This is a genomic window from Ruminiclostridium herbifermentans (assembly GCF_005473905.2).
In the GTDB taxonomy this organism is placed as follows: domain Bacteria; phylum Bacillota; class Clostridia; order Acetivibrionales; family DSM-1351; genus Ruminiclostridium; species Ruminiclostridium herbifermentans.
In genome coordinates, this window is sequence record NZ_CP061336.1 from 904,553 (window position 1) to 926,036 (window position 21,484).

Annotated in this window: 19 protein-coding genes and 1 other RNA gene; 18 read left to right on the top strand and 2 right to left on the bottom strand. The window is 32.5% G+C overall.

Translation table 11 applies throughout. From position 1 onward, the window contains the following. The first annotated feature begins 79 nt into the window (after window positions 1-79). The 5 genes from clpP to tsaD all read left to right on the top strand — a co-directional run bounded on the left by clpP (window position 80) and on the right by tsaD (window position 7,661). Window positions 80-664: an ATP-dependent Clp endopeptidase proteolytic subunit ClpP gene (gene clpP, locus EHE19_RS04065; protein WP_137698014.1), complete on the top strand. Its 585-nt coding sequence runs from the start codon at window positions 80-82 to the stop codon at window positions 662-664. A 13-nt stretch (window positions 665-677) separates the two neighbouring features. Continuing rightward, window positions 678-1,973 carry an ATP-dependent Clp protease ATP-binding subunit ClpX gene (gene clpX, locus EHE19_RS04070; protein ID WP_137698015.1) on the top strand — a complete coding sequence of 432 codons (1,296 nt, stop codon included), beginning with the start codon at window positions 678-680 and terminating at the stop codon, window positions 1,971-1,973. A 613-nt stretch (window positions 1,974-2,586) separates the two neighbouring features. Next, a complete protein-coding gene (lonB, locus tag EHE19_RS04075; protein WP_425314298.1) occupies window positions 2,587-4,299 on the top strand; it encodes an ATP-dependent protease LonB in 1,713 nt (570 codons plus the stop codon). Between the two features lie 659 nt (window positions 4,300-4,958). Further along, complete coding sequence (locus EHE19_RS04080; RefSeq protein WP_137698016.1) at window positions 4,959-5,900, top strand: thermonuclease family protein; 942 nt, start codon at window positions 4,959-4,961, stop codon at window positions 5,898-5,900. A 750-nt stretch (window positions 5,901-6,650) separates the two neighbouring features. Next, window positions 6,651-7,661, top strand: coding sequence for a tRNA (adenosine(37)-N6)-threonylcarbamoyltransferase complex transferase subunit TsaD (gene tsaD / locus EHE19_RS04085; RefSeq protein WP_137698017.1), 1,011 nt, complete (start codon window positions 6,651-6,653; stop codon window positions 7,659-7,661). A 752-nt stretch (window positions 7,662-8,413) separates the two neighbouring features. Here the strand turns inward: tsaD and EHE19_RS04090 are convergent. Beyond that, window positions 8,414-9,163, bottom strand: coding sequence for a lytic transglycosylase domain-containing protein (locus EHE19_RS04090; protein WP_137698018.1), 750 nt, complete (start codon window positions 9,161-9,163; stop codon window positions 8,414-8,416). A 984-nt stretch (window positions 9,164-10,147) separates the two neighbouring features. Continuing rightward, window positions 10,148-10,459 (bottom strand): hypothetical protein, encoded by a 312-nt coding sequence (locus tag EHE19_RS04095; protein WP_137698019.1) that lies wholly within the window; start codon window positions 10,457-10,459, stop codon window positions 10,148-10,150. A gap of 573 nt (window positions 10,460-11,032) precedes the next feature. Between EHE19_RS04095 and EHE19_RS04100 the strand changes: the two genes are divergently transcribed. From EHE19_RS04100 to EHE19_RS04160, 13 genes are all read left to right on the top strand, one after another. Continuing rightward, window positions 11,033-11,515 (top strand): ribonuclease FAU-1 family protein, encoded by a 483-nt coding sequence (locus EHE19_RS04100; protein ID WP_137698020.1) that lies wholly within the window; start codon window positions 11,033-11,035, stop codon window positions 11,513-11,515. Between the two features lie 344 nt (window positions 11,516-11,859). Continuing rightward, the gene (locus tag EHE19_RS04105; protein WP_137698021.1) at window positions 11,860-12,711 is read left to right on the top strand and encodes a PHP domain-containing protein; all 852 of its coding nucleotides are present in this window, start codon (window positions 11,860-11,862) and stop codon (window positions 12,709-12,711) included. A 704-nt stretch (window positions 12,712-13,415) separates the two neighbouring features. Further along, the gene (gene smpB, locus EHE19_RS04110) at window positions 13,416-13,880 is read left to right on the top strand and encodes an SsrA-binding protein SmpB (protein WP_137698022.1); all 465 of its coding nucleotides are present in this window, start codon (window positions 13,416-13,418) and stop codon (window positions 13,878-13,880) included. A 452-nt stretch (window positions 13,881-14,332) separates the two neighbouring features. Continuing rightward, window positions 14,333-14,753, top strand: a transfer-messenger RNA (tmRNA) gene (ssrA, locus tag EHE19_RS04115). Between the two features lie 133 nt (window positions 14,754-14,886). After that, entirely contained in the window at window positions 14,887-16,029 is a 1,143-nt protein-coding gene (locus EHE19_RS04120; protein ID WP_137698023.1) for a tyrosine-type recombinase/integrase, read from the top strand. A gap of 206 nt (window positions 16,030-16,235) precedes the next feature. Then, window positions 16,236-16,667 carry a hypothetical protein gene (locus EHE19_RS04125; RefSeq protein WP_137698024.1) on the top strand — a complete coding sequence of 144 codons (432 nt, stop codon included), beginning with the start codon at window positions 16,236-16,238 and terminating at the stop codon, window positions 16,665-16,667. A gap of 105 nt (window positions 16,668-16,772) precedes the next feature. Further along, window positions 16,773-17,045: a hypothetical protein gene (locus tag EHE19_RS04130; protein ID WP_190530477.1), complete on the top strand. Its 273-nt coding sequence runs from the start codon at window positions 16,773-16,775 to the stop codon at window positions 17,043-17,045. Between the two features lie 113 nt (window positions 17,046-17,158). Continuing rightward, window positions 17,159-17,368: a hypothetical protein gene (locus EHE19_RS04135; protein ID WP_137698025.1), complete on the top strand. Its 210-nt coding sequence runs from the start codon at window positions 17,159-17,161 to the stop codon at window positions 17,366-17,368. A gap of 122 nt (window positions 17,369-17,490) precedes the next feature. Then, a complete protein-coding gene (locus tag EHE19_RS04140; RefSeq protein ID WP_137698026.1) occupies window positions 17,491-18,270 on the top strand; it encodes a Fic family protein in 780 nt (259 codons plus the stop codon). 120 nt (window positions 18,271-18,390) lie between these two features. Beyond that, on the top strand, window positions 18,391-18,759 hold the full coding sequence (locus tag EHE19_RS04145; protein WP_244648326.1) for a hypothetical protein: 369 nt from the start codon (window positions 18,391-18,393) through the stop codon (window positions 18,757-18,759). Window positions 18,760-18,944: 185 nt separating this feature from the next. Then, complete coding sequence (locus EHE19_RS04150) at window positions 18,945-20,021, top strand: hypothetical protein (RefSeq protein ID WP_137698027.1); 1,077 nt, start codon at window positions 18,945-18,947, stop codon at window positions 20,019-20,021. Window positions 20,022-20,157: 136 nt separating this feature from the next. Then, complete coding sequence (locus tag EHE19_RS04155) at window positions 20,158-20,805, top strand: hypothetical protein (protein WP_137698028.1); 648 nt, start codon at window positions 20,158-20,160, stop codon at window positions 20,803-20,805. Window positions 20,806-21,162: 357 nt separating this feature from the next. Then, the gene (locus EHE19_RS04160) at window positions 21,163-21,342 is read left to right on the top strand and encodes a hypothetical protein (protein ID WP_137698029.1); all 180 of its coding nucleotides are present in this window, start codon (window positions 21,163-21,165) and stop codon (window positions 21,340-21,342) included. Window positions 21,343-21,484 lie beyond the last annotated feature (142 nt).

The window sequence follows — 21,484 nt, forward strand, 5'->3', positions numbered from 1 at the left end:
TTATATTAATGTGGTTTTATTTACCACAAAGTGGTTCATGAATTAAAATCAAACATATATTAATAAGGGAGGTATGTTCATGAGTTTAGTACCTATGGTTGTTGAACAGACAAATCGTGGTGAGAGGTCTTATGATATTTTTTCCAGACTATTAAATGATAGGATCATTGTATTAAGTGATGAGGTTAATGATGTTACTGCAAGCCTAGTGGTAGCGCAGATGCTTTATTTGGAAGCACAGGATCCTGACAAAGACATACAGTTTTATATAAACAGTCCAGGAGGAGCAGTACACTCAGGATTTGCAATATATGATACTATGCAGTATGTTAAGTGTGATGTATCAACAATATGTATGGGAATGGCTGCGAGCATGGGTGCTTTCCTATTAGCGGCAGGTGCAAAAGGAAAAAGATTTGCATTGCCAAACAGTGAAATTATGATACATCAACCTCTTGGTGGTGCGAAAGGTCAGGCAACTGATATAAAAATTCATGCAGAGAATATCCTAAAAACTAAGGATAAATTAAATAAGATTTTAAGTGAAAGAACTGGGCAACCTCTTGAAAAAATTGAAAAAGATACAGATAGAGATTTCTTTATGTCTGCACAGGAAGCTAAGGCATACGGATTAGTTGATGACATTATGGATAGAAGAAAATAGTTGAGGTGCAATTATGACCAGATATGATGAGAAGAAGCAGTTAAAGTGTTCTTTTTGCGGTAAATCTCAAGAACAGGTAAAAAGGCTAGTTGCAGGACCCGGAGTGTACATTTGCGATGAGTGTATTGAACTTTGCTCAGAGATTATCGAAGAAGAATTTGAAGATACAAAAATTGATGCAGAAGTTAACGAGATACCGAAACCAAGAGAGATAAAGGATATTCTTGATGAGTATGTAGTAGGTCAAGAGTATGCTAAAAAGTCTCTTTCTGTAGCTGTTTATAATCATTATAAGAGAATAAATAGTGATTTTAAATCATCAGAAGTAGAACTTCAAAAGAGTAATATACTTTTACTTGGACCTACTGGTAGCGGTAAGACTTTTTTAGCACAGACACTTGCAAAAATACTGAACGTTCCTTTTGCTATTGCTGATGCTACTTCTCTCACTGAAGCAGGCTATGTAGGAGAGGATGTAGAAAATATACTCCTCAGACTGATTCAAGCTGCAGATTACGATATTGAAAAAGCCGAAAAAGGTATTATCTATATTGATGAAATTGATAAAATAGCCCGTAAGTCAGAAAATCCATCTATAACTAGAGACGTTAGTGGTGAGGGTGTACAACAAGCTCTATTAAAGATTCTTGAAGGTACATTAGCTTCTGTTCCGCCGCAGGGAGGAAGGAAGCATCCACACCAAGAATTTATCCAGATAGATACTACCAACATATTATTTATATGTGGTGGTGCTTTTGATGGTATTGAAAAGATAATTCAAAATAGAATTGGCAAGAAATCTCTTGGATTTGGGGCTAAGATAGAAAGTAATAAAGATAAGGATGTAGGCGAACTACTTAAAGATTTACTTCCACAGGATTTATTAAAATTCGGATTAATACCTGAATTTGTTGGAAGACTTCCGATTGTAGTTACTCTCCAGTCTTTAGACCAAAATGCTCTTGTGCAAATATTAACAGAACCAAAGAATGCTTTGATAAAACAATATCAAAAGATATTTGAAATGGATGATGTTATATTAGAAGTACAGCAAGAGGCTTTATTGGGAATTGCTCAGAAGGCTATATCTAGAAATACTGGTGCAAGAGGCTTAAGAGCAATACTTGAAGAATTAATGTTAGGTGTAATGTACGATATTCCATCTATGAATAATGTAGAAAAGTGTATTATTAGTAAGGATGTAGTGGAAAATGGTGCAGAGCCTGAATTGATTTTTAATGAAAATCGCAAGTCTTTAAAAAAAACTGGCGTTAAAAAGCCAAAATCCAAAAGGGAATCAGTTTCATAATTTTTTAAAATAATAAACTGTTTTGATGTTAAATTTGAAAGAATTTTTCGTTGGAGCAGTTTTTATTTTTTGTTTTTATGTCAATAGTTGAGGTAGAATAGCGAGAGAATTTTTAAGGTTTTATGCAATAGATGATGGAGTGCAGCAAATTAAATTTCGAAGAGTCAATTGCTTAACAGGCGATTGGCTCTTTGTTAGTTTGCAAGGTATATCATTTATAGTATGAACACCAACCAACTTAATTAATAATCTAATTTAGTAACTGATTAGTAACGAGATACTAAATTATTTTTTTATTTATTTCTTAAATTATTTTTCATAGAGAAAAAAATATAATAAAGTCTATACTTATTGGATAAAATATTAAACATTGCCAATAATATTACTATACACGTAAAAACAAGTTCTTAGGCTATTAGTTATCTCAATCAAAATAGTTAAAACTAAGGCTGAGTAGAACCCAATTATCTAGAGCGCAGAGAACTTTGGCATATGTTTATACTAATTTTTGCTTAAAATATGTACTTTAATATTTTAGTGAAGAAATAATATTTTAAGTGAAAACTGCAAACATATACATCGAAAAAAGAACAGGTATTTATTAGTGCTGTGTATGAATGAAAATCTAGGGAGGTTTAAGATTTTGACAACTATAATGTTGATTATACAGTTTTTTTTCTCTATTGTTATCGGTATTTACTTTTTTTCATTACTTAAGAACCAACAAGGCAATAAATATGCTATCGAGAAAGAATCTAAAAAAGAGCTTGAGAAATTGAGAAAATTAAGGGATATACATTTATCTGAGCCATTATCAGAGAAGACACGTCCTGCTACTCTAAAGGACATAGTAGGACAGGAACAGGGAATTAAAGCGCTTAGGGCATCACTTTGCGGCACAAATCCACAGCATGTATTAATTTATGGGCCTCCAGGGGTTGGAAAAACTGCTGCAGCAAGAGTTATTCTTGAAGAGGCAAAGAACAATGCATGTTCTCCATTTAAAAAAGAAGCGAAATTTATAGAAATTGATGCAACAACATTAAGGTTTGACGAAAGAGGCATTGCAGATCCTTTGATTGGTTCAGTTCATGATCCCATTTATCAGGGCGCTGGTGCATATGGCATGGCTGGTGTGCCTCAACCCAAGCAGGGAGCAGTAACAAAAGCTCATGGTGGTATATTGTTTATCGATGAAATAGGAGAACTTCATCCTATCCAAATGAACAAGCTTTTGAAGGTACTTGAAGATAGAAAAGTATTTCTAGAAAGTGCCTATTATAGTTCAGAAGATACCAATATTCCAATTCATATACATGATATATTTCAGAAGGGTTTACCAGCTGATTTTAGATTAGTAGGAGCCACTACCAGAACTCCGGATGAAATTCCAGCAGCAATTAGATCCAGATGTGTTGAAATTTATTTTAGACCGCTAAGGGCTGATGAGATTAGCAAGATATGCGAGAATGCAGCTAAAAAGGGTGGATATGATTTAGCAGAAGGATGTAGTGATGTAGTAGCTAGATATGCTCAAAATGGAAGAGATGCTGTAAATATCATTCAAATAGCTGGAGGAGTAGCAGCTGTTGAAAATAGATGTAAAATCGAAATAAAGGATATAGAATGGGTAATTGAGTTTGGGCACTATAGTCCAAGAATTGAAAAGAAAGTAACAGCAAAACAGCAGATTGGCTGCATAAATGGATTGGCTGTATTTGGGAATAGTACAGGTATGGTGCTTGATATAGAGGTTTCAGCAATACCAGTTGGACATGGGAATGGTGGAATTAAGATAACTGGTATAGTTGAAGAAGAAGAAATGGATAATAGAGGTCATAAGCTAAAGAGAAGCAGTTCAGCTAAGGCTTCTGTAGAAAATGTTTTAACAGTGCTTAAACGATATTTGAACATAGATTTTAAAGACTATGAAATCCACTTGAATTTTCCGGGAGGTATTCCTATTGATGGACCATCAGCTGGTATTGCTATTGCTACAGCTGTATATTCTGCAATTAAAAACATACCACTAAGTGGAGAGATAGCTATGACAGGTGAAATATCTATTAAAGGAAATATAAAGCCTGTAGGTGGAGTGGTAGCAAAAGTTGATGCTGCTAAAGCTGCAGGTATAAAAAAAGTATTTATTCCAAAAGATAATTATCAAGAACTATTTGATGATATGGATATAGAAGTAATACCTGTAGAAACCATAGCAGAAGTAATGAAATTAGTATTCAATGCTTCTATTGATGAAAGAAAAGATGACGCAGTTATTAATAATACCGTTCCAATATCAATACTAACTGCTCAAGGGACAACTTAAACTTAAATAACAATCTTAAGTGATATCGGCCAATACACTTAATGAATAAATACCACGACTTAGATCAAAATAAGCGTGGTATTTTATTTTGCAGCTAGTATACAAAACATTCGTATACACCACAGTAATTCACAATTAAGTTATGCTGCTGCAAAATAATAATGCTGTAAAACAAGAAATAATATAATCAACAGTAAACAGCTTAAATAGTACTCCAGTGAAATGATTTAGATTACCAATGGCTTGTTATGCAGTAAATTAGGTTATATTATGAAATTTCTTTTCATTTGATAGTGCAGTCGCACCTAATTTTATTAGGTTTAAGAAGTATATTTAACTGTGAAGTTTGATGAGCAATCAGTAATTTTATTAGTTATTCTAAATCCCAATTTAGAGAGTCTTTTTTTAGAAATTGTGTTATGTATATTCATCTTCGCTATGTAAATACATGTTACAATCTATAAATAATAAATATGATATAATAAGAAAGTATGAAATTAGAAATACTGAGGCAGTTAATATAATAGATGGTAGTTGAGCCTACAAATTATACTGATGTGTAAAATCCTAAAACTCTATCATTGACAAGTATGAACTCCTGCAATCTTTTGGGAAAATAAATTTTTAAGTATCAAGTAAAAATAAAAGGGTGTAATAAAATGAAGAAAAAGAATATAAAAGCAGTAGCATCGCTAGTTACTGCAGTAGTAGTTCTAATAGGCAGTTATATCTATAAAACCGATGTGATACAGTTTGATAATGTTTCACAGAATACACAAAGCCAGAGCAGTTCATTGAAGGAAAACAAGCAGAACACGGAACCTAATAGTAGTTCTTTTGAGGACGCAAATAGTACAGATTCGCAAAATACTTCTATTGAGGATACACAAAGTGCAGAGTTGCAGGATGGTTCTGTTAAGGGCGCACAGAGCACAAAATCACAGAATAATCCAGATAAAGATGGACAGGTCACAGACTCAAAAGGTATTTCTGCAAAAGAGTCAAAGGCTAAAAGTGATGAAAAACAAAGTGACCCTGCAAATAAATTTGAAAAGTTAGAAAAAACGAAATTTCCGGAGTCAACTATTAAAATTCAAAAGGAAGGTATACATTCCTTTGGCTATATTAATGCATATGTTAAAAAGGTGGTTGATGGAGATACATTTCACATAAAATATGGTGATAAAGATTACAAGGTTAGAATGCTTGATATAGACACTCCTGAATCTATAAAATCAGGGGTTGAAGCCCAGCCCTATTCATTAGAAGCTAGCGAGTTAACAAAAAATAACTTAACAGGTCAAAACATAAAACTAGTTTTTGAAAAGGACACTACAGACCAATATGGAAGACTGCTTGCTCATGTAATCCTAGAAGATGGTACATATTATAATGCTTTAATGGTTCAAAATGGATTTGCCATATCTGTTTTTTATAGTCCCAATACACTATTTAAAGATTATTTTACTGAGTTGCAAAACAAGGCCATTGAAAATAAGGCTGGGTTTTGGAAATTGCCTGAAAAAGACCGCCCGTTTGTGAAGAATAGTAAAGGAAAATATGTAGCAGCATATAAAATAAAGGAAGATGATGCTGCATAAATATAAATTTTTTCTGTATATTGTATATATAGACTAAAAATTAGGACTTTTGGACTAGAAGTTGTGGTATATATTTTCTATATTAATAATATATATTATTTGGTAATATGAGTAAGAACATTAGCATATCTCCTTTTTCGGAGCATGGGGCCTAATGGCTCCATGTTTTTTGTTACCTTTTTTCCTTATTTATTATCAGAAGACAAGTACTATCATTTAGAAAGCCATATCATCAAGTAAAAACATATAATTATAATGCCTGTGCATCTGTTGCTGCTTCGAAATCAGCCTCATAGCATGTAAAAACTTACATTAGTAAAATTGCTATGCATTTGTTGAGCTTTTGAAGTCAGCCGTAAAGTATGTAAAAAGTATACTAGTAAAATGGTTTTACATTTATTGTTGTCTAGAAATCAGCCCTATAGCATGTAAAACTCATACATATTAGTAAAATGGCTCTACATTTGTTGATGCCCAGAAATCAGCCCTATAGCATATAAAAACTCATATTTTATAATGGCTGTGCATCTGTTGGTTTCCCAAAGTCGACTTCATAGCAAGTAAAAACTATATTATTAAAATAGTTTTAGTCAATTATGCAGCTAATGCATAAGTTTCTATACATTAATTTTGAATTCTTGAACATATTCACAAATAATAATACCCACAAATTAGGTTTCACAGTATACCTTGAAAATTAATATGCATTGGGCTATTATAAAGAAGACCTAGTCTAGAATGGAGGGTAAAATGGATACATTAATTCTTGGAATAGAAAGCAGCTGTGATGAAACGGCAGCAGCTGTTATCAAAAATGGTAGACATATTATGTCAAATATTATTTCAACACAAGTTGACTTACACAAAAAATACGGCGGGGTAGTACCTGAAATAGCATCAAGAAAGCATGTGGAGTTAATTATACCTGTTATAAATCAAGCACTTGAAGAGGCAGGAGTATTACTTTCGGATATAGATGCAATAGGAGTCACCTATGGTCCAGGTCTTGTTGGAGCTTTATTGGTAGGGTTAACTGCAGGTAAAGCTATTGCTTATACTACAAACAAGCCATTAGTAGGTGTACATCATATTGAGGGTCATATTGCCGCAAATTACTTGCAATATCCAGAGTTAGAACCGCCTTTTATTTGCTTGGTAGCATCTGGTGGTCACAGTCATATAGTTCATGTGAAGGATTACAGAGAGTTTGAAATACTTGGACAAACAAGAGATGATGCAGCAGGAGAGGCATTTGATAAAATTTCTAGGGCAATTGGATTGGGCTATCCTGGGGGTCCTCTTATTGATAAGTATGCTCAAAAGGGCAATAGTAAAGCCATCCCATTTCCTAGAGTTTATTTTGATGATGGTACTTTGGATTTTAGCTTTAGTGGATTAAAAACCGCTGTTTTGAACTATTTAAACAGAATGGAGCAAACTGGCGAGGCAATTAATATTCCAGATATTGCAGCAAGCTTTCAGCAAGCTGTTGTAGACGTGCTTGTCAAGAATACTATTGCAGCAGCAAAGCTAAAAAATATAAAAAAGATAGCACTAGCAGGGGGCGTTGCAGCTAATTCACAGCTAAGGCATGATATGAAGGAAATAGCTGAAAAGCAGGGTATGGAGGTTATGTATCCAGGATTGATTTTGTGTACTGATAATGCTGCAATGATTGGATGCGCTGCATATTATGAGTTTATTAAAGGTGAACGAGCAGGTATGGACTTAAATGCAATACCAGGATTAAAATTGGGTTAGCTGAAAAATAAAGTTTGTACAAACATGGTGCGTTTTCGAGCCAAAAAACACAGTAGATTTGGATGACATGCTTGAAATACTGTTTGAAAAAATGAAGTTTTAGCTTTATATGTTCAAGCTTCTCTTCGCTCATTTGAGCAATTTTTTGCAGGAAATAGAATGCTATTAAACGGAAAAGCAACAGGAGTTTTTATTACTGTGTTTGAAATGAAGCTGTTAAAATAGACGAATGTATGCAAGCATAATTAATTGATTAACTAAATGGCAATTGTTTGAATAAAGTTATCCACATGCATGGAAAATATTGAAAAATCTCTGTTTTGCTGTAATATTGGCGGATACAAAGATTGTATTTATAGAAAAACAATGTTAAAAATGTTCTGAAAGCCTTGAAAAGACTGCTTTTCAAAATTGGGTTTTGAGATTGTGAATAAAATCACGTTCAATATTTGTGGGTTATGTGGAAATATCTCAAAATGTAGAAAACACAAGTGTTTCAATGTTGTGGATAATTATGTGGATTATGTGAATAAAATTTGTTGCTTGAGTAATATTATTTAGGAAATAGAATATAATGGTTATCCTGTAATATTAATTTAATAATTGACAAATCAGTTAAGGTACATGGAGTTCTATATAAGCTTATAGAACGATAAATAACCCCCAGTGACTAAAGGATAAGGTTTACACAAGCCATATCAATAGTCAAAGGAGGAATATGTTTGAGAGCAAAATATAAATTTAGTTTGCTATTACTTTTGAGCAGTGGATAGCTGCTGATATTGATTATAGTATTCTGTTACTTTTTTTACATAGTTTTGTGTTTCAGCGTATGGTGGTATGCCGTCATATTTTATTACACTATTTGGACCGGCATTATAGGCGGCTAAAGCCAAGCTTATATCACCCTTGAAATTGGACAGTTGATCTCTTAGATAAAGTACACCACCATTTATATTTTGAACAATATCAAAAGGGTCAGTCACGCCCAGTGAAGCTGCTGTACCAGGCATTAATTGCATTAAACCCTGTGCTCCAGAAGAGGATATTGAAGTAGGGTTAAAAGAGGATTCCTGCTTCATTACAGCACGGATTAAGTTTTTATCAACGCCATATTTAGCTGAGGCATTATCAATAGCTGTATTTATTAATTCCATTAATTCTGTTTTATCACTTGGAATATAAGCTGTGGAATTTGCAAGTGCTTTCTGCGCTTTTAGTATATTGGAACTTTTAGAATCTCCAGACTTGTCCAGCAAATCTTCTAAGTATTTGTTCAAGACAGAATTGCCTGATAATTCTGAAGAATCTCCATACAAGGAATCATTTAAGCCTAATGAAGAGGAATCTAAACCTAACAAAGCGGCATCTGATAAGTAATCTTGGAAGGAAGTATCAGATGAACTTGCTTCACTAGAACCCAATTTTGGAGCCATACTAGAAAGTCTGCTGTTTATATCGGCTATTTTTTGTTGGAAAATAGCATTAATGTCTAATTTCATAAATATCCTTCCTTTCAATGTCTTCTACTAACAAAAGAAGCAGTTAACACCAGTCAATTAACTTCTAATCCAAAGCGCTTCCGGTTTAAAGTGGCAAACATTTTTGCTTATGCGCAGAAGCACTAGTTCATCAAATATGTTAATAGTGTTGATATACTGACATTATCCCGTTTCTTTGGAATGAAGCTATTTCATGTAATTATTTCAAAATCAACGTATATTCATAAGTTGTACTCATATTGAACTGTGAAATTCGAGTCAATATGCTTTAAGCAAATATGATATTACTTGATTAATTAGCGGATAATTCCTTTAAAGTGCTAGGAGATCATCCCAGTTACAAATATTTAATGTAATATAACTGAGTAACATCCAAAATTATAATTTATTTATCGGCAGTTTTGCAAGCTAAGATAACAGGGAATATTTTCTGAATGCAAATTAAGATTATAAAATATAAAATACTTCTATTAAGTAGATTTCTTAAGGATAAGAAGTATCATTGAATATTAATAAAATATTAATAGGTTCTAATATAGTCATCAAAGATTTCTATAAGAAATATCATTGAAAAGTAATAAAAGTATGCTCAAAATGATAAAAATTCAAGGTAGAAGTAATTGTTGAGAACCATTTGATGGAAATGGATTTTTGCATAAATGCTAGGCAGGGGTGCTGGTTTCTTAACATACATAAAATTTACAAACTTTATTATTTCGTACAACTCATTTTGTGAGAAAATTAAATTACAAATGGTTGTATTGGCGTAGAAAGGTAATTGTTTATACTACTGCTTAAGTCTATTAGGATGCGAAAATATTTGTGAATAAAAGTTTATTTTACTAACTCAAATTTATGATGTTAACTATAATTCATCAAGCCCCAAGACCCAATAGCGGCATGTACTAATTGACTAAATTTAGATCTTTGACAAAAAACAGTGTTAGTATAAAATCGTATAAATGATTAAAAGATATGTCTTAGTTAAGAAACTTCAATAAGCATTTTTTTAGAAAATTTTGAGCAAACATTTCTGGTTGTTCCATCAAACTCTCTTGCGGAGAAAAGCTTACATTTTCCAAGATGCTCATTTGGTGAATCCAATTGTACTATAAAGTACTCACAATGGATACATTTATAGTTCTTTTGCCTAGAAGCAGTTGATTCAGAGCGCTCCTTATATTTGAAGCAAACATAATCTGGTGTTACCACTCCATGATATTTGCACAAAATATCCTTTGTAAGATGTATAGATAATCCTCTTTCACAATTATTGCAGCACTTTGCTTGCCTCATATATTTCACCTCATCTATCAAATAAATATTATTCACAATTATAACATTTATAAATTACAATGTAAAAAGGTGGGAAATAATATTGCTTAAATCACATGTGATATTCAGTTAACTTTAAAAAGTGTTGTGTTTGTCTAAGTTGTACTCACATACAGTTTAAAGCAATAAATAGTTTACTTGGAAACTTTTATTCACAAATTCAAATAAATATCTTTAAGCAAGTAGTAAATTTGTCTAAGTTGTACTCGCGTATAAGTAAATAAGCAAAAACTAGTTTTTTAATTACAGTCCCAGTTAAAATAGCACAATGAGTCAAATTAATTACTTTATAAACATTCTAGGTAAATTAATATACTGGCGTACTGGCACTTCCATGCAAACTTATGTATATGGGATTTCCAAGATATTTTTGATTGGCGTGTAAGTAATGAGCAATAAGTAATTTACTTAAGCTCAGTTTAATATAAGCAAATAGTTAAGTTAAATATATTGTATAACTTGAATTACCTTCTAAAAAATCAATTTCTAATGTATAATAACAATAAATAAAATTTTTGGGATTTGGGAGAGATTATGAAAAAGCCAAGTATATTACGAACAAGATACATTCCATTCGAAACTGTAGATATTTCAAGTGATGAGATGCTTTTTAGAGATGATGAGATTTTAATAACCAGATGGAAAGCAATAAAGCCTAGAGCAGATATTTCGGGCGGTATTTCATATACATTCCTAAAAGAAGGTGTTAAAATAAGCAGATTCTATGATGCTGCTAAAAGGTTTGCATATTGGTATTGTGATATTATAGATGTTAAATATGACAGTGATATAGATCAATACACATTTATAGATTTGTTGTTGGATGTAAAGCTTATGCCTGATGGAACCATGCAGGTATTGGATGCAGATGAACTTGCAGTAGCACTTGAAGAAGGATTGATTACTCAGGAACAGGCATGCAGGTCATTAAAGAAAATGGATAGTATATTGCAAAAAGTATATAAAAACAGTTTTCCGCCTCCGATTTGTCTAGAGGAGAAATATTGGGAGGTATAGAAATTACCTGACGTTTTATTTCCTTAAGTAATTATTACACAAAATAAATTATTACACACTAAAATCGACTATCCAAGTTTAAAACTTGAAAAGATTAGTGTTTAATTTATTGTTTTGAATAAATTTAAGGAAATAAATTTACAGGGATTTGTTCCATTAAGCTATGGAAAATTTATACAAGGACTTTCAAGAGTATAGAAAACAATTTAATAGAAAATAATGTAATAGAAAACAATGTATAAGAGCGTACTTACTTTAAAATTATGATTAAAGAATGCTTTTTGATAGTTCTATTTTGAGTTGAAATTCAATAACTAGAAAATATAAAGATTTGGAGACCTTGCATGACTGAAATTATTGATTTGCATACACATAGCACTGCTTCAGACGGAAGTATGAGTCCTGCTCAACTGGTACGCCACGCAAAGGATAAGGGTCTTACAGCGGTTGCACTAACTGACCACGATACAGTTGAGGGGATTAGTGAGGCGTTAGATGAAGGGAATAAAATTGGTATAGAGGTTATTCCGGGAATAGAAATAAGTACTAATTATAAGCCAGAGATGCATATTTTAGGATACTTTTTTGATAATGAAAGGTATTTAAATGTACAAAAGGAACTTACAGAAGTAAGGAAGGGTAGAGAAAACCGAAATTATAAAATAATTAATAGACTCAATGAATTAGGTATTCCTGTTACAGAAGAGGAATTAAAAGAGATTTCATTAAGCGATACAATAGGCCGTCCTCATTTTGCCCGTTTGCTGATTGAAAAAGGATACGTAAAGACTATGCAAGAGGCATTTGATAAGTATCTTGGCAAGGATGGTTTAGCATATTTCAAAAGGCAAGAGTTAGAACCTATTGACGGCATTAATTTAATAAAAAAGGCTGGTGGAATACCTGTGCTGGCACATCCGGCTCTTTTGAAAATGAATTATAATGATTTGGATAAATTGCTGATGGAACTTAAAGAATATGGACTTAGCGGTATAGAGGCAATCTATAGTGAAAATTCAAAAGAAGAAACAGGTAATTTACTTAGGCTGGCAATAAAGCATGAACTATTAGTCACAGGCGGAAGTGATTTTCATGGAACGTATAAAAATGAAATTGAAATAGGTATTGGAAGAGGTAATCTTAATGTGCCTTATGAGTTATTAGAAAAGCTTAAGTCAGCAAAGCTGAGTGTTTAGTCTGTTATTACAGAAAAATTAAGATCGGGGAGATGACTTAATTCAAATATTTTAACTACCTTTCCGCATTTACCCTCCATGTTTCGATAAGACAGACTTGGTATCGGTTTTTTCGCAAAAAGCTTAGAACTAGCAGAACTTATAAAATGTAGGAGAGTGCTGTTTATGCGATTTCTTTAGCATTAAATATACTTGCATTTATCTTGCATTTATATGGAAAAGTTTAAATACATAGCACTTGAATTATTTCAAAAGTTAAAATTGATAATGATATTATAAATATTTAGCTGTGTGGGATAAGAAATTGCATTTGATTATGCTGATTGAAATTTAACGATGAAATGATAATTTTGCTACGTATAGTTAAATTCCACCGACAATTAATAATATAATTTTGTTAGAATTAATTCCATATGTAGGGGTGGAATTTAAATTTTTAATTAAGTATTGAAAATCAACTAATTCTTGAAATATTTGAGTAACTTGACCTTAGTGATTCATGGTGCTATAATGAGAATTGGCAGATAAATACTTTTCAAATAGCCCTTTATCTAAGGGTTATTTTTATCTGATTGTGAGTAGTATTTTCGTTGTTCATAAATAGTATTTTTATTTGATTTATTTGGTATTATAAAAATAGTATCACCTATGAAACTGTGAACTATTTTTAGCTATATATTATTTTGCAGTAGGCGGTTAATAAAATGGTAAAGGAATCATATAAGGTTATTGCGCAAAACAAAAAAGCTCGCCATGACTACTTCATTGAGGAAACAATTGAGGCTGGTATTGTGCTGTCTGGAACTGAGGTTAAATCAATCAGGCAAGGTAAACTCAATTTGAAAGATAGCTATGCTTCTGTTGTGGATGGCGAAGTAATACTAAGTGGGATGCATATTAGTCCATACGAGCAGGGCAACATTTTCAACAAGGATCCTTTACGAGATAGAAAACTCTTGCTGCATAAGTCTGAGATTAACAGACTGCTTGGACTTACTCAGCAAAAAGGGCTCACATTAATTCCTACTCAAGCTTACCTTAAAAGGGGTATGGTCAAAATAGAACTTGGTGTTGCACGAGGTAAAAAGCTGTATGACAAGAGAGATGATATTGCTGCTCGTGATGCAAAGAGAGAGATTGACCGCAAGATTAAGGAACAGTATAGATAACTTAAGGTTGACTTACTGCAATGAATTCTTGCGATAGTAAGGCTATATAATAGTTAATTATAGATGAAGTTAGTAAATGAGAAGTTAAGGATTTGCGATTAGTAATATGCATTTTCAGATACAATTTTAGTGGGTATAGAAAATATACAGATTTTCCAGAAACAGTAACTTGATATTCTGTAAGAAAAGTGATATTATGTAAACAGTGCTTTGATAACTGAATATTTTAATTGAAAAGCTTAAACGCTTGAATTTTTAAGAAGAAATTCTTTCTTGAAAATTTATATGCCCATGAGGAAAACTGCATGGCTACTAAAATTATTGATATAGAACAATAATAATGGTTGAGTAGTTGTAGTTTTGATTAACATTACAATGTTGGCTTGCCAACTTGTGTACTTGATACAATAATTGCGATGGCAATTCAGCTTTCGTAGTTTTGTTTTATACATGGGGGCGTAATGGTTTCGACGGGATTGTTGAGACTTGATAAGCGGGTAGAGGATTCTCGTTGGCCTCTTAAAAAACGAGAAATTAAAATTAAACGCTAAAAACGATAATTTCGAATTAGTTGCTGCCTAAGGGCAGCCCGTCAGTCCTGGGTTAGCTGCACCTAGGGTAGCTGGCGTCATCAAGTCAGTCCTTTTGCATGGGAAGGTCAAATGCTAGCACTAATTCAGCCGTAGCCTTGAGCTGAATCGGACTTTAAAGGCTACCGAAAATGAAACCCTGCCTGTGGGGGTTCATCGTAGGGAAACGCAGGGCTCAAGTCCCGTAAGGGATACTGAGCAATGCACAAAGCATAGGCTACACCCGTAGAAGTTCATGAGGATACGGTTTCGGACAGGGGTTCGACTCCCCTCGCCTCCACCAATTAAAGCCGCTAAAATAGCGGTTTTTGTTATTTTCAAATGTTTTGGGTAGACGTTAGGTAGACAAAAATACAAACCAATGTTAAAATATCACTGTAATTATTGTTTTAGGTAGACAAGGAATCGGTGATATTATGGCAAGAGTAGCCGTTGAAAAAAACATTGCTTATGATGATATTAAGAATCTATATTACGTAACTATGGATTATGGTAAGGATGATACAGGTAAAAGGATTAAGACTACAAAAACATTTGAAAATAAGAAGGATGCACAGACGGCTTTAAAGCAATTTAATGCAGATAAGATTAAAGGTACATTGGTGATCCCTTTTAATCAAACTGTTAAGGAATGGCTTATATATTGGATTGATGATGTTAAAGCAATTAAATGTGAAGAAACAACTCTTTATGGATACCGAAATATAATCAATAATCATCTTGTCCCTGCTTTGGGAAACTATAAACTGCAAGGATTAAATACAACTATTCTAAATAAATATTTCAAAAATAAGAAAGTAGAAGGATTAAGCAATAATACTATAAGAAAGCATTACGATTTAATAAAAGAAGCTCTGAAACAAGCTGTAAACGAAGAAAAGATTCTAAGAAACCCATTAGATAAAATTGAACCTATAAAGAGAAATAGAAATGAGATGAATTTTTATAGTGTAGATCAACTAAAAATGCTATTTTCGTTGGTTGAAAATAACCGTATGGAGATAGTTGTAAAACTTGCGGGAATGCTAGGATTACGAAGAGAAGAAATTGCAGGTCTCAAATGGGATAACATTGATATAGAGAATAAACTTATTTTTGTAGCAGAGGCACGAACACAAGCAGGAAAAAAGACAGTAGTAAAGGGTACAAAAAATAGTTCTTCCCATAGAACACTATATGCACCTGATGAAATAATAAACCTTCTCATTACTATTAAAAACAAGCAGGAAGAGCAAAAAAAGCTATTAGGAGAGGCTTATAAAGATGAGGGATACATAGTAGCATGGGAAAATGGAGAACCTTATAGACCTAATTATATAAGCGATCTATTCAAGAAAATTATTGATGATAATAAGTTACCGCCTCTAAGATTACACGATTTAAGACATACTTTTGCAAGCATTGCTAATGAATTAGGTACGAATTTATATGACATTAGCAAAGCTTTAGGACACTCACAGGTAGGTACTACAAGCCAAATATATACTCATATGTTTGACAAGACTCATAAGAAAGCTATAAGTAAAATTGCTGATGTTATATCGGCAAGTGAAGATTGATAATAAAGTAAGGATGAGGTCTGCAGTTCGAATTTAGATAGGAACTCCATATTACAAGGTTTATAAATTTTAAAATACAACCACCAGCAAAAAGAACTGGAAACAGTTCTTTTTTGCGTCTAAAAAATAAATGAAAATATGAATTGGGCTGTTGAGACGTATTTCAACAGTCCTTTTTGTTATCAAAAAACAGGGGAGGAAAGTAAATGAAAAGTTTAGAGTTTATTTCCCAGTCAGTAGCTACAAGAATTATCAATGAATTGAAGGCTAGAGGCTATGGTGCTATTTCTGTAAATACCAGCAGAAGAGAAAACAATTGGGATACTGAAAAAATATGTGTGACTAGAAATGGCAATGACATATGCGATATCAATTGCAATACTAATACTATTTCTTACAACAATAAGCATGATAGAGCTGAGGTCGAGATGATATTAGATTTAATTGTTAACTTTCAGGAACAGGAAGAAAATTATCTTAAAGCACCAGACTTGAATTTCAATAAGCTGGAAAAGTACAAACTGCTATCTGAATACAATAATGTAATATTGGGCGCATGCAAGGTGTCGGAATTGAAGCCTGCAATGCGAAAGGTTGACAGCATACAGTATGTTACATGGGAAAGAGATATTTTCTGATAATGGAGTTCACAACGGACATTATGTTAATGATAATTATTCAGCTGCAAAGGAAGACTTCGCAAAACGATCAGGACTTATTAGAATAGAGATTCTGAAAATATATTGTCAAATAAATTAGAATCTATTTATTCAGCAATTAATAATGAAAACTTTGATTTGTTTAAGGGAAGATATGCTGGTCTTGAACAAAAAATTAAGTATTGTCACGATATATTAAGTGAAGCAGCTCAGGGCAAGAGTATACAAGCTACAAGTATTATAGACTATATACTGAATAAAGAAAAAGTACCTGTATCTATTAGAACACTGCAAAATGCATTTGTTAGCGCAATAGATAATAACATTGAATCGGCACTGGCTATTTATAAGTACTAAGACGAGAACCTTCATGGAGAAGCCCACTTTAAAGGGGATAGCTTAACTGTATGTGAGGCGGCAATAGATGCAATAAGCCATGCTTGTATAACAAGACATTACTATGGTGAGGTGTGGAAGAAAGAACACAGAATAGCATTGGGTGGTCTTTCAGACAATCCTTTACTGTAATTAGATATCATAATCCTCAAGAAATAAGTTTATTTAATATTGACTATAGTAAGGTAATGTTATTTACACGGATTCTTTCATTTTTAACTGTGCCGGTAATGACAATAATTGCAACTGTATTTAAGATAGTAATAGATGTTGAAGGAGATTAACAAAACCATGATAAAGAGCAATTCTAAGGATTGAGGGGTTTAGAGTGACCAAGGCAATATTGACTAATGAAATGCAATAATATATTATCCTATATGAGAAGCTTTTTAGGAGGGACTCTTAAATGGGAGAGCTAATAAAAAAGTTACAAGGTATTGATGCTTTATTAAATGAGCTTAATAGCTACAGACCGCTTACAAAGGGAGAAGTAAACCGCCTTAAGGAAGAGTTCTTGATAAACTATACATATAACTCGAATGCAATAGAAGGAAATACCCTTACATTACAGGAAACGGCATTAATATTAAATGAGGGAGTAACAATTGGTGAAAAGTCTCTTAGAGAGCATTTGGAAGTAATCGGTCACAAAGAGGCATTTTCATATATAGAGGAACTTGTTAAGGAAAAAGAGAATATATCGGAAAAAGTAATTAAAGACATTCACAGTCTTGTCCTAATGGATCAAAGAGAAAGCAGAGGAGTATACAGGCGAGTACCTGTTATGATAATGGGAGCAGCGCATACACCTCCGCAGCCGTATTTGGTTCCTGTACAAATGGAGGAGTTGATAAGTGCCTATAGTCAGAGCAGTTTAGGGCACATAATAGAAAGAGCAGCAAAGTTTCACCTTGATTTTGAAGCAATACATCCTTTTATTGACGGAAATGGCAGGACAGGCAGGCTTATATTAAATCTGGAGCTGATGAAGCAGGGCTATCCTCCAATCAATATAAAGTACAGTGACAGAAAACGGTATTATTCTTGCTTTACAAGCTATCACACAAAGAATGACCCATCTGAAATGGTACTGCTGGTAGCAGAAAATGTAGAGTTAGAAATACAAAGATATATTGAGATAATAAAAATGGCAAATGAAATAACAGATAGCAATTGCAATCAGTAAAATTAAAATGACTAGAACAGATAAATTTAATAAAACCAAAAATACAGGAGCTGCATAAAAAACGCAGCTCTTAATTTTTGCTTATAAACTTATATTGTTTTGAAGGGGATGAACAAAACCATGAAAAAGAGCAATCCTGATGAACACAAAAGGTCAATCAGATTTAAAGCAAAGAGCATTGAAGAAATAGAGAAGCTTGCTGCAATAAGGGGACTAACAGTCTCGGACATTGTAAGGGAATTTGTTGAAAAAGGTTTAGCCGTAGATGGATACAAAAACGATATAGACTTTATAACCGAAATCATTCATAGAGAGCTGAAGGAAGTACTGGAGCCACAAATAAACAGAATAGTAAAGCTTCTGATGAAAATAGGTAAGGCTTCAGCTGGAACAATGTACTCCAATCTCAAATTAGTACTGAATATAATGGTAATGCATGATAAATTATTAACAAATTACATATATTTTAAAGATTTAAAAAATATGTAAAACTTCCGAATCAACTCCTACTTATCCCAGTATATTTGATTCGGAAGTTCAACACTCCTCTTCTCAAAGAAAAGGATATATTTATTATATACCTATATGCGATATTTGAGAAGAGAGATTATAAGAAGGAGGATAGCATTTTTTATAATAATCCCATTCTCAAAATAAATTATATGAGGTGTTTTATGAAAAGATTAAAGAGTATTATATGTATTATTATGGTTTTGTGTTTCTGTATATCAATATCAAATATATATGCAGAAAATAATGATTTAGCTGCGACATCTGATCAACTATCTGCTACATCAGCAAAAGAATGCATTGGTTTAGAAACTTCTACAAGTAGTGTTATTATAGAAAGTAATGGATACTCTGAATTTATAGATGCCATTGCAACGTTAGAGGATAATTCTGAGAAAAATGTTAATTATGATGCAGTATGGGAAACTGATAATCCAGACGTTGCAATTGTAATGGAGGGTAGAATATTAGCAGAAGGAAAAGGCCATGCAAAAATCAAGGTCTCATATGGTGGTTTTGAAAGATTTATTGATGTCCAAGTTTTAAAAGAAGTTGATCTTATTAAAGAAGCAAAGGCTCTAAACCAAAAACTTAAAAATACCAGTAGTAATAGTAATTCTAAGTCGATATCTACTTTTTCTTTGACTTCTAATGAAAGACAAGCAATTTATGATAGGGCTATGACTATGCTATCGTATGTATGGACACCTACTAAAAATTTGTCTAAAAGGGGAGGCGGGGTATTTACAGCCGGTACTTCTTATCTTGGGCTACCATATACACAAGAAAAACAAGTAGATAGAAATGGGTTTATAGCTGCAATGTCCTATAGTGACTTTTATACGCCACAACCTTATTACGATACCAAATGGAATCTGTTCTATCAACCTAAATATGGCAATGATTGTTCAGGGTTTACGAGTTTTTCGTGGGGTATACTAAGACAAACAACACTAGATTTTTATAATGGGTTAGGTACTACTTACCCCAAAGTAGGTAGTTATAATGAAAATTCTCCTTCAACAACTGATCTTTTAGCCTCATATCAATTATTACAAATGGGGGATGCAGTTGTATATAGAAATAGTGCTGGTGGACATGTTTTTCTGATTTCTGTTAATTTTACTAATGAATCAAGGGTCCAGGCATTTGAACAAGCTGGTCCTGTGTGTAGTATTACATATTGGACATATTCTCAATTAGCATCTCAAAAATATATGCCTTTTACTTTAAATAAATAATTAAATAGGTCTTCGTAAAGTATAATTATTTTTATATATTTTTATTTTACGAAGACATTTATTTTTTAATCCATAATAATCAAATTGAGCTAAATATAATATAATGAAATGAGTTAGAATTATGGAGGTATATAATATGAATTGGTTAACAAGATTAAAACCTTTTACATCAGTCCTAGCTATTGTAATATTACTATCAGGTTGTGGTACAAACAATAAAATTAGTCAGACTGAACCGCAAAATACTCAAATTAGCCTAACAACTACATCATCAAATCAATTAAAGGATACGGAAGAAAAATCAAATTTATTTGGAGAAATAAGCAGTTCTCAGATTGATAATCCTGAGACATACTATGATGATGTATTTAAATTCAGTGTGGAATATCCTTCTGAATGGAAAACTTCAAAACCAAATGATGAAAAAGATACTGCTACACCTGATGGCAATCCTGAGCGAGGTATTTCTATATCTGTTGATAATAAAGAATTCTTTAATTCTGAAGAAAATGTATATTTAAATAGCATTTATGTATATCATGCTGTCGGACATATAGATTTTAGTCATTTTGAAAATAATGTAACGAAAGAGCTATTTACTACAACTGATAAGATAAATGGTGAACTTTCTTACACTGAAAGAAACGGATATTTCTATATTTACCTCACTTTAGGAGATGGAGCTTTTTATGGGGCGCAAATAAGAATTAGTGTAGATTTATTTGAAAAAAATAAGGATCAAGTTTATGGTATTTTAAAAAGTATTAAAATTCCAAATAGTTAGATTATCTTTGACTAATAATATAACTAGGGACTGCTACAAATATTCTTAGAGGAAGTAACTTTATAACAGTGAAAAATTGGTAAATTAAAAATGTTTAATACAATACTAAAATAAGAAATTCAATTATTTATTTGTGCAGTTTGTGTGTATTATAAGAATAAGTAATTAACATATCAAGCAAGTCATAAATGGAACAGCTTAGAAATAGGCTGTTTTTTGTTTACTCAAAAATCATTTAACTTCTAAAAGATGGTATCAGCTATTTAAAAGAAAAAATTAGAAAGGAAGTAAATTTCAGATGATTAAAAATTCAAGCTGTCTAGAAAGAAAATATAAAGCAAAGGAGGTAAAAACCCAATGAATCTACTAACAATCATATTTCCACTAGTAGCAGTTGTAGGTGGTGTAATAGCTCTGGCATATATAAATAGAAACGATACCAAAGCTTCACAGGTAAGCAAAAGAGTAAATTCAAAAGCATCAAAAAACAAGACTCAGGAGGAAATGAGAGGAAAGAGTACTGCTCATATCAGATGAAGCATATTTAATGATTGATCACAGAGTACCCCAATCATTAATATTTCTAAGAAACGGTATAAAAAGAGCAAGAAAATATGAGGCTGCCATTGCAATAATATCCCACTCTGTAGTTGATTTCCTGGACCCCAGTATAAAAATG